The sequence below is a fragment of the Mycobacterium sp. genome (assembly GCF_035274705.1).
Classification (GTDB): domain Bacteria; phylum Actinomycetota; class Actinomycetes; order Mycobacteriales; family Mycobacteriaceae; genus Mycobacterium.
The window spans coordinates 1-13,432 of sequence record NZ_DATENY010000051.1; the positions used below are offsets into that span (position 1 = coordinate 1).

At 61.4% G+C, this 13,432-nt stretch carries 10 protein-coding genes and 2 pseudogenes; 2 read left to right on the top strand and 10 right to left on the bottom strand.

The annotated features are described in order from the left end of the window. Nucleotides 1-333: 333 nt before the first annotated feature. Together VJV41_RS12210 and VJV41_RS12220 are read left to right on the top strand one after the other, a co-directional pair. Nucleotides 334-2,520, top strand: coding sequence for a molybdopterin-containing oxidoreductase family protein (locus VJV41_RS12210; protein ID WP_325333997.1), 2,187 nt, complete (start codon nt 334-336; stop codon nt 2,518-2,520). Next, nucleotides 2,520-4,200: pseudogene (locus VJV41_RS12220) on the top strand (FAD-dependent oxidoreductase). Before VJV41_RS12210 ends, VJV41_RS12220 begins: the two are co-directional and overlap by 1 nt. A gap of 824 nt (nt 4,201-5,024) precedes the next feature. Here VJV41_RS12220 and VJV41_RS12230 read toward each other — a convergent pair. The 10 genes and pseudogenes from VJV41_RS12230 to VJV41_RS12265 form a co-directional block, all read right to left on the bottom strand. Continuing rightward, nucleotides 5,025-5,975, bottom strand: coding sequence for an NmrA family NAD(P)-binding protein (locus VJV41_RS12230; RefSeq protein WP_325334001.1), 951 nt, complete (start codon nt 5,973-5,975; stop codon nt 5,025-5,027). A gap of 38 nt (nt 5,976-6,013) precedes the next feature. Next, on the bottom strand, nt 6,014-7,168 hold the full coding sequence (dmpG, locus tag VJV41_RS12235) for a 4-hydroxy-2-oxovalerate aldolase (RefSeq protein WP_325334004.1): 1,155 nt from the start codon (nt 7,166-7,168) through the stop codon (nt 6,014-6,016). Next, nucleotides 7,169-8,107 (bottom strand): acetaldehyde dehydrogenase (acetylating), encoded by a 939-nt coding sequence (locus VJV41_RS12240; protein ID WP_325334006.1) that lies wholly within the window; start codon nt 8,105-8,107, stop codon nt 7,169-7,171. Continuing rightward, a complete protein-coding gene (locus tag VJV41_RS12245; RefSeq protein WP_325334008.1) occupies nt 8,100-8,924 on the bottom strand; it encodes a 2-keto-4-pentenoate hydratase in 825 nt (274 codons plus the stop codon). Before VJV41_RS12245 ends, VJV41_RS12240 begins: the two co-directional genes overlap by 8 nt. A 40-nt stretch (nt 8,925-8,964) precedes the next feature. Beyond that, nucleotides 8,965-9,879 carry a catechol 2,3-dioxygenase gene (locus VJV41_RS12250; RefSeq protein ID WP_325334010.1) on the bottom strand — a complete coding sequence of 305 codons (915 nt, stop codon included), beginning with the start codon at nt 9,877-9,879 and terminating at the stop codon, nt 8,965-8,967. Next, a complete protein-coding gene (locus tag VJV41_RS28950; RefSeq protein ID WP_414684942.1) occupies nt 9,876-10,193 on the bottom strand; it encodes a 2Fe-2S iron-sulfur cluster-binding protein in 318 nt (105 codons plus the stop codon). The genes VJV41_RS12250 and VJV41_RS28950 overlap by 4 nt, the downstream gene beginning before the upstream one ends. 286 nt (nt 10,194-10,479) lie before the next feature. Next, the gene (locus VJV41_RS12255) at nt 10,480-10,998 is read right to left on the bottom strand and encodes an aromatic-ring-hydroxylating dioxygenase subunit beta (RefSeq protein ID WP_325334012.1); all 519 of its coding nucleotides are present in this window, start codon (nt 10,996-10,998) and stop codon (nt 10,480-10,482) included. Nucleotides 10,999-11,000: 2 nt separating this feature from the next. Continuing rightward, entirely contained in the window at nt 11,001-11,825 is an 825-nt protein-coding gene (locus tag VJV41_RS12260) for an SRPBCC family protein (protein ID WP_325334014.1), read from the bottom strand. After that, nucleotides 11,826-12,170, bottom strand: a pseudogene (locus VJV41_RS28955) (aromatic ring-hydroxylating oxygenase subunit alpha); the annotation flags it as partial. 65 nt (nt 12,171-12,235) lie between these two features. Beyond that, complete coding sequence (locus VJV41_RS12265; protein ID WP_325334016.1) at nt 12,236-13,429, bottom strand: acyl-CoA dehydrogenase family protein; 1,194 nt, start codon at nt 13,427-13,429, stop codon at nt 12,236-12,238. Between the last annotated feature and the right edge of the window lie 3 nt (nt 13,430-13,432).

Genomic DNA, 13,432 nt, shown 5'->3' on the forward strand with positions numbered 1-13,432 from the left:
GCCAGCTGCCCATAACGCATTCCACAGAAGGCCGTGACACCGGCGCTCGCGCCGCCCCTGATCTCCGTTCCGCTGGTGGTATGTAGCAGCATCGCACCTCTCAACCTGTCCTTAGGGACCCTGCCGTCGGCAACGGGAACCCCAACTCAGGCGCCTAATCGGTAACCGCACCCGTGCTCGGGATTTTATCTTACACTGGAGCCTGCTGTCGTGTAATCTTTCGTGACAGTCGCTACGACGACTGATGTTTCACATCGATGGCTATCAGCGCCCGCCGTCAGGGGCGACAGCCGACCGGCCGCCATAAGCATCCAAACTGGAGACGAGAAGTCGATGACCACACTGCCGAACCAGTCGTCGAAGCGCCTGTTCTGTGGGCTGTGCGAAGCGTCTTGCGGGCTGATCGCGACGGTGTCCGGCGACGAGCTCATCGCGCTGCGCCCTGACGCCGAGCACCCGAATTCGCGCGGATTCGCATGTTCCAAGGGGATCGCGTTCCCGTCGGTGCGCACCGATCCTGATCGCGTGCTCTACCCGCTCCGGCGCCGCGTCGACGGAACATTCGAGCGCGTGTCATGGGTGGAGGCCCTAGATGACATCGGAAAGCGGCTGCGCGCCATCATCAACGAATACGGGACCGAGTCGATCGGGATACTCGCGGGCAACCCCGTGGCATGGAATTATGGCGGATTCCTCAACGCATTCGGGATGGCCGCGGCGCTCAAGACCAAGAACTTCTTCATCTCGGCCTCTGTCGACGTCAACAACTACTATGTCGTCGGCCAGCTCCTCTACGGTCACAATCTGGTCAATCCGGTCCCGGATCTAGCCCGCACCGACTTCTTTCTGTGTCTGGGCGCCAACCCTGTTGTCTCGCACGGCAGCATGATGAACGAGGGCCGGGTACGCGAGCGGATGCTCGCCATTGCCGATCGCGGTGGACGCGTCGTCGTCGTCGATCCGCGACGAACAGAAACCGCAGAATTGTTCGAACACCTGCCAATCCGGCCCAACGGTGACGTATGGCTGCTGGCCGCGATGCTGAAGGTCATCCTCGATCGGGGACTGCAGGACACGGCGGCGCTGGAGCAGATGACTCGGGGCCATGACGCCCTACCGGAGTTGGTCCGTGCCGTTGATCTCGAGCGAGCGGCGCGGGAGACTGGGATCGCGGCAGAGTGCATCACCAGCCTTGCCGTCGACTTCGCGGCAGCACCGTCGGCAGTTGTCTACGGTCGATGCGGCGCGTCATTGGGTCCGTTCGCCACCCTGACCAAGTACCTGATCGACGTGCTCAACATCGTCACCGGAAACCTCGATCGACCCGGTGGGTGGTGCTTCGGCCGTCCATGGCTGGAAGTCGAACGGCTCACGAGGTTGCTGAAGATAAACGGCTACGCCCGCTGGCGCACTCGAGTGGATGGCATCCCCGAGGTGTTTGGAACGAGTCCGCTGGCGAGTTTGACCCGCGAAATCCTGACGCCCGGCAAGGGACAGTTGCGGGCGATGCTCGTAATGTCATCCAACCCCGTGATCTCGGCGCCGGCATCGGACGAGGTAGAGCATGCTCTCCAAAAGCTCGACCTGCTGGTCTCGGTGGATCCCTACATCACAGACACCAGCCGGCACGCGCATTACCTCCTCCCCCCAACTTTGTGGCTGGAACGAGAGGGGCTGCCCATCTTCACCCAGCCTCACGCGGCCGTGCCCTACGCACAGTGGGTTTCGGCTGCGCTGCCACCTAAAGGTGAGGCACGCGACGACTGGTGGATCATCGACCAGATCTGTAAACGCATAGGCAAAGTACCGTCACCCGCGCCTGGTGCTCAGCTCATGGGACGACTCGGTATCCGCGTCACGCCGGCGCAGAGCGTAGATATCCTGCTCCGCCTCGGACCCGAAGGCGACTTGTTCGGCCTGCGTCGGCGCGGCCTGAGCCGCAAGAAACTCCTCGCCACCGGTGCCGGCGTCAAACTCGCCGACGGCTTGCCGACCGGTGTGCGAACCAAACGGGTAAATCACAAAGACCGCCGCGTGCATGTCGATCACCCGCTCTTCAAATCGGAGATCGAGCGCCTACTGGCCACCTCAGACGGCAATGATCCCGAGTACCCGCTGCGTGTCTTCAGCGTTCGTGAATTCCGTTCGCACAACTCGTGGCTCCACAACGTCCCGAAGTTGATCGCCGGTGATCGCGTCCAACGGCTAAAGATCCATCCAAACGACGCGAACACGTTCGGCATCGACGAGGGCGACCTGGTCGAAATCGCCTCCCGCCACGGAAAGGCCGAAGCGCCAGCACATGTCACCGAAGAGGTGATGTGCGGATCGGTTGGATTGCCCCAGGGATGGGGCCATCGCGGCCAGTGGCGGCGAGCCGTCGCCGCCGGCGGATCTGTCTACAACCGGCTCACAGCCAACACACCGGCCGAGACGGACGTCCCCAGCGGAAACGCTGTGCTCAACGGCCTGGCTGTGCGGGTGCGGCCCCTTCGCGCAAACCAAGAACGGTCCAACTGATGCCCTACGTCATCGCCGCACCATGCGTGGCCGACTATTCCTGCGTCGAGGTCTGTCCCGTCGACTGCATCCACCCCACGCCGGACGAAGCCGAATTCGACCGTGCGGAACAGATGCATATCAATCCGCAGGAATGCATAGACTGCGCTGCTTGCATGGAAGCTTGTCCGGTCGACGCGATCTTTGCGGCCGACCGGCTACCAAATCGCTTCAGCCACTACGCGACGGTCAACGCCGAGTACTTCCTTGCCGATGACGGGATTTGACCAACGCGCACTGCGGGTCGCGATTGTGGGGAGCGGCCCGGCAGGAATGTACGCAGCCGGACACTTGCTCGAAAGTCCGGCGGGCACCTACCTCGGCGGGAATCTCGTTGACATGGTCGACCGGCAGGTCGAGGTCGACGTGTTCGACCGCCTTCCCACCCCGTGGGGACTCGTGCGGTCGGGCGTGGCACCTGATCACCCAGAGAAGAAGCGCGTGAGCAAGGTGTTTGAGGCGGTAGCTGCCCGGCAGGGCTTCCGCTTCTTCGGAAACGTCGAAGTCGGCCGGGATGTCACCCCCACTGAGCTGGCCGAATGGTACGACGCGGTGATCTATGCTGTCGGCGCGGCGGGCAGTCGAGAGCTCGCTGTACCGGGTGATGATCTGAGCGGATGCTTCTCCGCAAGGGAGTTCGTGGCGTGGTACAACGGCCACCCCGACTACAGCCATCTCCACTTCGACCTGTCGTCAGCGCGGGCCGTAATCGTGGGCAACGGAAATGTCGCACTTGATGTTGCAAGGATCCTCACTCTCGATGTCGGCACGCTGCAGCAGACTGATATCTCCGATGTCGCATTGAAAATGCTGCAGGACAGCGCGATTCGTGAGGTTGTCATCCTTGGTCGACGGGGTCCCGCCCATGCGGCTTTCAACACTCCCGAACTGGAGGAACTTGGCCATCTGGACTCGGCCGATGTGATCATTGACAGTGACCTCCAGAGCCAATATCAGGACACGGTGGTCGGCACCGGCGACCCGACGATGGTGCGCAAAATGCAGACGCTGCGCCAGTTGGCCGAACGTCAGCAGCGTGACGGGCGGAAGCGAATAGTGTTCCGGTTCTTCACATCACCTATCAGGCTGCTGGGCGCCGAGCAAGTCGAGGGGATCGTAGTCGCTCGCAACGAATTGGAATGCCACGCCGATGGACATCTCGAAATCCACACCACCGGAGAGGAATCGGTCATTGACACGGGGCTGGTGCTAAGTGCGATCGGCTACCAGGGTAGCCCCATCGTCGGGCTGCCATTCGACGATCGCCGATGTGTCGTTCCGCATCGAGCTGGCCGCGTCGTCGACGCAGATAGGGTGGTGCCGGGTGCCTACGTCGCCGGCTGGATCAAACGCGGACCCACCGGGATAATCGGAACCAACAAGAAGTGCGCTCGTGAGACGGTCCATTCCTTGCTGACGGATGCATCCATGGGCCGGCTGGCCACCTCCACCACCCTTTCTGCCGATGCGATCGCCGAAGTCGTCCGCAAACGCAAGCCGGATGCTGTCCCGTACGCCGGCTGGAAGGCAATCGATCGCGACGAGCGTCGCGCCGGCCAGCGGGATGGACGACCGAGGGTCAAGTTCATTACGACCCACCAATTGCTATGCGCGGCAGCGGCAGCGCGGGACCTGCCCTAGGAGACAACCTCGATATTCGACGCTCACCACACGTGAACCCAGTTGTGGTTCGTTGGGCTGTCCCCTTGCCGCGGCGTCCGACCGAGGTCGCGCGGAAGTCCGGTAGGTTATTGCGGCTCGGTCGGGACCCCTGAACTGGTCCGCTGCGGGTGAGAGTCGATAGTTACTGCGGGCGTTGGGTTGTCGGCCCAGGAGTTGGCTGTTGGTCACTCAGTTGCGGCCGCGTCGAGGAATCGGCGCACTTCGCTGGGATTGTGCAGGGTGAACACATTTGCGTGTTTCGCGTAAGCGGCGCACCGTTCGCCATGTGCAGCGCCAGAGTGAAAAGTCGAGGATGACGATGGTGTCTGCAGCGGAAAGGCGGGGGGCGAGGTTGGTGTCGTAGGGGCGCGGGGGTCTCGAGAATTCTCCCGAGGTGTTGTGCCAGTGTTGATTTGCCGGCGCCACCACGGCCAAGAATGGCGATGCGCTTCACCGCTGGCACCTGTGTTTCGTGTGGTGTCGGTTGGTAATGGCGAACGCTCCCCCTGTGGGTCCTCGTCCGGGCTGGTCGACAGTTCCGTGCGCCGGTCGTCGGTGTGTGCAGGTCGCAGCGCAGCGAGTCGACCGCTGGTACCCCGGGCTGGAGTGGTGGTTGCAGTCGTCTTTCCAATCGCCGATGGACAGCCGGGTTTGGTCCAGTGACCAGAACCTGTTGATGCTGCCGGGCCCGCCTCGCGGGATGAAGTGCCGACCGGCCGTTGTCGCACCGCAGCGCTGCTGAATGACAGGCCGCAAGCGGGTGATGAACCGGGGTCAGGCCAGCGCCGGTCGGCCGACGAGCCTCACCCGCGATTGTCTACGGCTGCGACGGAAGCCTGCCCGAGAAAAGCATGCCTGTGCTCGCTGATGAAGTCGCGCAACGCGCGTGGCTCTCGGCCCAGCAGTCGTCGCAACTCGTCGGTCAGGATGAACAACGGCTCCTCCTTCTGCTCGTTTTCGGAGAACGCGAGAAACCATTCGAGGGAGCCGGCGCCGAACTGTGCCGCCATGAGCCCACCGAGCTCATCCGTGAACCTGTGCGGATCATCTTCGTAGGCGATCTGCACACCGAGGACGTCCGTCATGACTTTGGCGACATCAGAGAATCGGAGTCGCTCCGTACCGGTCACGTGACGCATGTACCCGTCGTGATCACGATTGTGTGGCTCCAACAGTAGCCGGGCGGCTGCCTCTCCTAGGTCGCGCGTATCGATGAACGATGAGCTTCGGTCGTAGGGGGCTGCCAACACACGGCGAGTCAGCACCGACGGAAACCACACGGTCAGGAAGTCGTCCATGAAGTTGGCGAAGCAGTTCAAGAAGGTCACCGGCAGGCCCGATGCGTTCAATACCGCGCGCGCTTGTTGGTACTGCAACGATGGTCCGGCTGTGTCGCGCAATGCGGTGCGGAGCTCATTGACGTTGTTTATTCCGATCGTCACGCCTACGAGTTTGACCAGATGCGGTTGTCTGCCAGAGGCGTGCGCGGCCGCGCTGATGTTGATCATTACCTGGCGTTCATCGACTTTGAAGTCCGGTGTGATCAGGAACGCCGCGTCGACACCATCGAACGCGGTGACCAAGCTCTGCAGGTCGGTGTAGTTGGCCTGCACGACTTCTGCGGTCGGAAACTCCTTCGCCAATTCCGCGGCCTTCTCATTAGAGCTCGAGACCAGCCGCAGCGCTGGTGCGCGCTCAGATGCCATCACCGTCCGGGCCAACGGGCCACCAACATGGCCACTGGCGCCAAACACCAGGACACGTTCAGGAGCTGGTCGAATGTCTTGCTTCATCATGACCTTTCTGTCGAATCACGACTCGTGTCGCCGTCTGTTTCAATGTGATTGGTAGTCGACCGATCTTGGTCGGATCGAGGACCACGACTCCTGTCGCGCTTGGGAATACGCCGAGACGACCCAAGATGCCCGTACATCCGCCTCTTCTCTCCGACGAGGTCTATTGCGATATCGACGATCAAGTCCTCCTGGCCGCCGACGAGACAGCGTCGGCCAACCTCGAGCAGCAGCGTGCGGGCATCGATGCCGTAGCGCTGCGCGGCGACCTCCGCATGGCGCAGAAACGATGAGTAGACACCGGCATACCCTAGGGTGAGAGTCTCTCTATCGACCTGCACTGGCCGATCACGTAGCGGACGGACCAGGTCGTCGGCGGCGTCCTGCAGCGCGAATAGGTCGCAATTATGCTGCCATCCAATAAGATTCGCGACCGCGACAAACGGCTCGATGGGGCAATTGCCGGCGCCGGCACCCTGGCCCGCGAGCGAAGCATCCACGCGCGTTGCACCCTCCTCGACCGCGACCACGCTGTTGGCCACCGATAGCGAAAGATTTTCGTGAGCGTGCACGCCGATCTGAGTCGCGGGGTCAAGCACGCTCCGGTAGGCACGGACCCGTTCGCGCATATCGTTCATGGTGAGTCGGCCGCCCGAGTCGGTGACGTATATACATTGTGCGCCATACGATTCCATCAACTTGGCCTGGCGGGCTAGCTCGCTCCACGACGCCATATGGCTCATCATGAGAAATCCGGAGACATCCATGCCGAGCTCTCGAGCTGTGGCAATGTGTTGAGCGGCTATGTCGGCTTCAGTGCAGTGCGTGGCAATCCGCACCGACCGCACTCCCAGCTCATAGGCGCGGCGCAGGTCGGCGATGGTACCGATACCCGGTAGCAGCAAGGTAGTCAGCTTCGCCTTACGAATGTTGTTCGCAGCGGCCTCGATCCACTCCCAGTCGGTGTGACTGCCGGGACCGTAGTTCACCGAACCGCCGGCCAGACCGTCACCATGGGCCACCTCGATAGCGTCGACCCCGGCAGCGTCCAAGGCGGCGACGATACGACCGACGTCGCCGGGATCTATGCGGTGGCGGATGGCATGCATGCCATCGCGCAGGGTGACATCTTGGACGTAAAGTTTGGCGGTCATCTAATGAACCCTGTGCAGGGCGATGGACTCGGCGACACGCAACGCCGCCGAGGTCATGATGTCGAGATTGCCGGCGTATGCGGGCAGATAGTGGGCCGCACCTTCAACCTCCAGAAAGACCGAAACGCGGGTGGTGACCGGGCCGGAGCCTTGGCCCATCAGCGTGTGCACCGGCTCAGCGGCATCTATGGGGGTGAACTGCACCTCCTGCTTGAGGCGGTAGCCCGGCACGTACTGGGCGACGCGTTCGACCATGTCGGCAACGGAAGCGCGGATGGCATCGTGGTCGGCGTCGCCTACCAGACAGAACACGGTGTCTCGCATAATCATTGGCGGTTCGGCTGGATTGAGAATGATGATAGCTTTGCCGGATGCCGCTCCCCCCACGGACTCAATGGCATGCGACGTCGTCTCGGTGAACTCGTCGATGTTGGCCCGGGTGCCGGGACCCGCCGACTTTGACGCGATGGAGGCGACGATCTCCGCGTAGTGCACGGTAGTAACGGCTGAGACGGCGGCCACCATCGGAATAGTCGCCTGACCACCGCAGGTCACCATGTTGACGTTGTCGATCCCTACGTCGAGGTGCTCGTCAAGATTCACCGGCGGCACCACAAATGGACCGATTGCGGCAGGCGTGAGGTCGATCAGCTTCTTCCCGTAGGGGGCCAGCTTGGCGGCATTGGCGATGTGCGCCTGGGCGGAAGTGGCGTCGAACACGATCTTGATCGCGTCGAAATTCGGCAACGCGATCAGGCCATCTATCCCTTCATGCGTGGTCGGGATGTTCAACCGATTCGCCCGGGCCAAGCCGTCGGACGTCGGGTCGATACCCACCATCGCACCCACTTCCAGGGAGTCCGACAGTCGCAGCACCTTGATCATGAGGTCGGTGCCGATGTTTCCAGATCCAATGATCGCCACTTCGGTTTTACCCACTTGCACCCTCCGAGGAGAACGTCGCGGATACTGAGCCGAGCGGGCCGATGTCGGCGCGGATACGAGCGCCAGGGGGTGCCGACACCATTGGACCTAGCGCTCCAGACAGAATTATCTGTTTCGACCGCAACGGATTTCCGTACCGTCTCGCGGTTCGAGCCAACCACGACAGTGCATTGAGCGGATCGCCCAGGCACGCGGCACCGGTGCCCTCAGAGACGAGTGCATCATCGACGTACATGCGCATCTCCACGTCAACTGGGAGGAAGTCGTCGAGCGTCAGTTGCTTATCACCGAGGATGAACAGACCGCTGGACGCATTGTCTGCGACGGTATCGGTGATAGTGATGTCCCAGTCGACTATTCGGCTGTCGACAATTTCCAGTGCTGCGAGCGCGTAGTCGACGGCACCATGTATGCGTTCGTCACTGAGGTCGCCGTCGGCGAGATCCTCCTTTAGAACGAAGGCGATTTCGGCTTCAGCCTTCGGCTGGAACAATCTTCGTGAGGGCACCTCGGCGGCGCCGGAAACGTCCATATCTGCGAATAGCACACCGAAGTCCGGTTGATCGACACCTAACTGTTGCTGCACTGCTCGCGAGGTCAGACCGATCTTCCGGCCGACGACCACGCCACCATCGACTTCACGGCGGCGCGTCAACTCCTGTTGCACGGCGTAGGCGAGGTCGAGGTCCTCGAGCCCCAGTAGGTCTCGAACCGGTTCGACAGGTCGCTGCGTACGGACCGCCTCAGCAATTCGGTCGGCAGCTTGAGCGACGACCTCGCGGCCACTCATGGCGGTCGCCGTTGTAGACATCATTTCTCCGCTGTCGTAAAGGGCTGCATCCCAGTGCATCTCACGTCATCGCCGTCAAGAACTGCTCGGAGAGGCGGCGATCGTGATAGAAGATTGCGCGTGCCATCTGATCGAGCGTCCAGGTGATGCAGGGCATGTCCGGTCCCGATCGATATCCTCCGGCGAACACTTCGTTCCGGTTACCAGTCGGATCGAAGAAGTAGACCGTCTCGCCGCGGGTGATGCCGTGCCGTGTCGGGCCAATATCGATCGGCACGTCGTTCATGGATAAGACATCCGCGGCATGCAATACGTCGTTCCAGCTTTCAACCTGATACGCAATATGGTGCAGCCGTCCGTCCTCACCCTTCTGGATTGCTATGTCGTGTGCTTGTTCGCCGCAGCTCATGAAGGAGGCGATTGGTTCGGGGTTCTCCGGGTCGGCGACGATCCGCTCGGTCGCGTGGAATCCGCACACTTCGACCATGAATCGCTCCATGCCGGCGACATCGTCGCATGACAATGCGAGGTGCGACAGGCGAGGCGCGCCGACACCGCGCAATCCTTTGCGGGGCCACGGATCCGGATTCAGGGTCCCGACCTCCGTGCCTACGACCTCGATTTCGGAGTAGAACTCCGCAACATGCCCACTGGGTAGTTCACATCGAAATCCATCCCCCACTGCGGTGCGTTCTCCGTGGGAGATGCGCCGCACCGTGGCCCCGAATCGTTGGGCTGCCTGCTCGACCTTTCCAAGGGCGTCGACGTCGGAGACCTTCCAGCCCATCGCGGTCAGCCCGCCGTCGCCCTCCTCGAGGACCAGCGAGTGATGGTCCCACTCGTCCCACCCCTTGAGGTAAATATGGTCGGCGGTGTGCTGACTTTTCGCTAAACCGACCACCTCGGCGTAATGGTTGTGTGCCTCCGCCATGTCGGTCACGGCCAAATGTACATAGCCTAAGCGCAGTACGGTCATCGTTGCGGCTCCTTAAGATCGATGTGCCCAAGATTCGCTGGTGACATGACTCGCCGCGCTTTACCGCCGTAGAACTCGACCTCCACGACCGAAGTTGTTGGTACTGCGCGACAAGCCAACGCCTTCCTTTCTCCTGGTTCGCCGAATTGGCGGAGTGCCCTTTCGGTGTGTGGCCCATGGCGGACCCGCCCGTGGTGGAGTCGGACAAGGCAGGCGCCACAGCCGCCGCGTCGGCAGGCATAGGGCGCTGTCCAGCCGAGCCGAAGTATGGTGTCCAGCAGTACTTCTCCGGCACGGCCACGAAGTGCCATCATGCTGTCGTCTAACTGCGCTTCGGGTGCGGCGATCGTCAATCGCGTCGGCGCGGTGGGTGGAGCCGTCACAGCCGGTCGCCTCCCCGCGGTTCGAGGGGTTCGTCGGTCCGCCCGGCTAGCACCGGCCGCTCATTTCATGCGTCATTTGATGTCCTTTCCGATTCTGATCGCTTGGGTCTCGACCCAGCACCGGATGAGGTCACGGCACACTGTGCTGATATTGGTCATGCGCACCAATTCATTTCGTCCGTCCTACAGCGACTGATTTGGGTCGGATCTCATGGCGTCATAGCGGGTAGGTGACCGGGTGGGTCAGGAGGTCGTTGTCGTGCACGGCGGTGCGGCGCAAGAAACGCCAGCGGTCGGTATGACAGATTTCGTCGTAGTAGGTGCCTGTGGCCTGAATCTCAACCTGTCCCACCGAGTTGGTGACGTAGACGACGAACGCAGAGCGCACTTTGAGCAGGTTCGGCTCGGCAACGTCGATCTCGACATTGGAGACCATTCGCCGGGTGCGGCTCGGTTCGATCGACCAGTACTTTTCGATCATCTCTGCGCGGTCGAGCATGCTCGACCGATTGTCATCGATAACGGCCAGGGGCCAACCATTTTCGAAATTCTCCAACGAGATCGCGATGTACCGTCCGTTCTGCGCGAACAGATCGATCCAGTGGCGATAGCGGCGCTCGTCCAGTGTCGTACACGCTCGATGGAGCAGGCGGAGCACTTCTTCCCGCGGCACCGATTCGCGCTCCCGATCCGGAATGTCGGTTTCGGCGGCGCCGTTGCGTTCAACTTCAGTCACTGTCACCACCCCATCCTGATCCGGTACTCGTCATAGAAGGCTCGGACGGTGTATTCACCGTCCAGGTCCCCGCTGCGCTTGCTGAGGTCGCCCAGCGCCATGAAGCTGCTATCGACGCCGGATACGCGCGCCGTTGCCTGCACGGCGGCGACAGCCACAACGTCGTCGCGACCGGCGAAGCCGGCGGGGCCAAAGAAGTTTCCGTAATCGCGGGCTCGCTTTTTCGCCTTTTCGGAAGACTCACCGTGCAACCCGAGCGCCACAGTGTTCAGTTCCACACAGTTTGGCCCTCGTGGCACAATCTGACGCACGTTGAGCATGTCCCACTCTTCGAGAACGAGAGCGTTGGGGAACAGACCAATCACTCTGTTCCAGCTGCCCGCCGGCCGGTCACTCTGAAAGATGGTGAAGTCCTTCATCTGAAACTTCGCCCTCGCCAGGTGAGTTCGCATCGCGTCATCGGACAGCGAGGTCATTTCCCACTTGATTGCCCCATGGCCATTGTCGAATGCGATGTTCTCGCCGGCTGTGTAAATCCCGAGCGCCTGCGAGAAGTTGTGGAGTAGTGAAGCATGGTATGCGTCTTCCGTGTTCTCCCAGAACAGCTTCCAATTCCCGCGCACCTGAAACCGGTGATAGCCGAGCAATGTCACATCCCCGCCATGCAGCATCTGATCGACGTGATCGCCCGCTTCAGCCAAATATTCGGCAAGTGAGCCGACTTGGTCGGAGAACGTCGCCCATACCAAGCCAGCGAATGTCTCCACGCGGGCGGCGCGCAACCCGCCCCTTTCTCGGTACTGACCGTCGGTGTAATTCTTGCGCATCGGAACGCCGAGTAGTCGACCGTCTTGCCCGAAAACCCACTGATGGTATGGGCACGTGAATGTCCGGCAGTTTCCCCGTCTTTCGAGTGCGACCAGCGCGCCGCGATGACTGCACGCGTTCTCGAGGACGTGCACCGAACCGTCCCGCGACCTGGTCATGATGACCGGTAGCTCGCCCATCCACGAGCGTCGAAAATCGCTCGGACTCGGGATCTCGGCTTCCAGCCCGACAAATGTCCACCCGTCGTGGAACAACCGCTGCATTTCGAGTCGGTATATGTCATCATCGGCGAAAATGCTTCGGTCAACCTCGGTTTGGGTGATTCTTGGGCATGGGGCGACCATACTAATGCTCCTCTTACTTGAACTCTCGTGGACGGTTCGCCGCTGTTTTCACTCCGCCGTCGGCATTACACCAGTGGAGCAACTCGTTCCTCGCTACCTACTAACGCCTTGCCCAAAACTTCGTAGCCGAGTGTTGGCGTGAGCATGCCGTGGCTAGTGGCTGTATTGAGATCACGCCACATCCGTTGAAGTGGGTTGGATTCGCCGAACGTCGCGGTCCCGTGTGCGTTGACCAGAATCTGCAGGGCCTCACGGAGTTGCTGACTTGCGTGGCCCACACTCGCTCGTATGCGGGTGCTGGAGGAATAGTCAAGCTGACCTCCGTTTACAGCAGCATCATCGAGGTCCCGCGCCGACTGTGCGGCGAAAAGACACGCCGCGTCGATCTTCAGTGCTGCTTCTGCGATCTGCAGCTGAAAGCCCGTGGACGCACTCTGCGACGGGAAGGTGCTGTAGGCGATCCCACGCTTGTCGGCAGCGTTCAACACATGCTCCAAGGCCGCTTGGGCTATCCCGATCGGGGCACCTAACAAGATCAGGGAGAGGCTAGGAGCAACCGGCGTTCGGTAGAGCGCTTCGTCCGGATACTCGGTCGGGCAGATACCCGCCATTGCTTTTGTGAAGGAGAGGACCCGGTGATCCGGCACGAAATAGTCCTCGACCACCAAGGTGTTGCTGGCAGTCCCCCGCATCCCGATCACGTTCCAAGTGGGCGAGATGGTGTGATCGGCGACCGGGAGCAGGCCCATCAGCATTTCCGGGGACGACGGGTCGTCGAACACTGGCATCATGAGCCCTGCCCAGCCAGCCTGTTCGACACCGGACAAGAATCCCCAACGACCCGAAATGCGATAACCACCGTCGACGCGAGTCACAGCGGTCGGCAGGCTCTGAGAAGCACAGATCCCGATGTCTGGATTCGGCTCCCAGATTTCGCGTTGAGCCCGCTCGCTGAGCCTGCCGACCAAAAGAGCTGTCGAGCTGATATTTTGGGTCACCCACGCGGTGGATCCACACCCACGCCCCAACGCGGCGCTGATCGCCAACTGCGTCTGAAGCTTCTGTTGATGTCCACCAAGCCGCTTGGGCACACATACCCTCAGCAGTCCGGCGTCCACGATCTGCTTGAAGACCTCAGGTGAGATGTGGCCACTGGCATCAACCTCATCGGCGTGTTCGGCCAAAGTTGGCACCAAAGCATCTGCAACGCTTACTAATTTGAGCGCTTCGGAATCTAGCCCCGCAAGCAACGCATTCATCGA

What these genes read in the sequence shown, in the direction of transcription:
- VJV41_RS12210 (WP_325333997.1), top strand. Translation starts at nt 334, where the DNA reads ATGACCACACTGCCGAACCAGTCGTCGAAGCGCCTGTTCTGTGGGCTG.
- dmpG (WP_325334004.1), bottom strand. Translation starts at nt 7,168, where the DNA reads ATGACCGCCAAACTTTACGTCCAAGATGTCACCCTGCGCGATGGCATG.
- VJV41_RS12245 (WP_325334008.1), bottom strand. Translation starts at nt 8,924, where the DNA reads ATGTCTACAACGGCGACCGCCATGAGTGGCCGCGAGGTCGTCGCTCAA.
- VJV41_RS12250 (WP_325334010.1), bottom strand. Translation starts at nt 9,879, where the DNA reads ATGACCGTACTGCGCTTAGGCTATGTACATTTGGCCGTGACCGACATG.
- VJV41_RS28950 (WP_414684942.1), bottom strand. Translation starts at nt 10,193, where the DNA reads ATGATGGCACTTCGTGGCCGTGCCGGAGAAGTACTGCTGGACACCATA.
- VJV41_RS12260 (WP_325334014.1), bottom strand. Translation starts at nt 11,825, where the DNA reads ATGCGCAAGAATTACACCGACGGTCAGTACCGAGAAAGGGGCGGGTTG.
- VJV41_RS12265 (WP_325334016.1), bottom strand. Translation starts at nt 13,429, where the DNA reads ATGAATGCGTTGCTTGCGGGGCTAGATTCCGAAGCGCTCAAATTAGTA.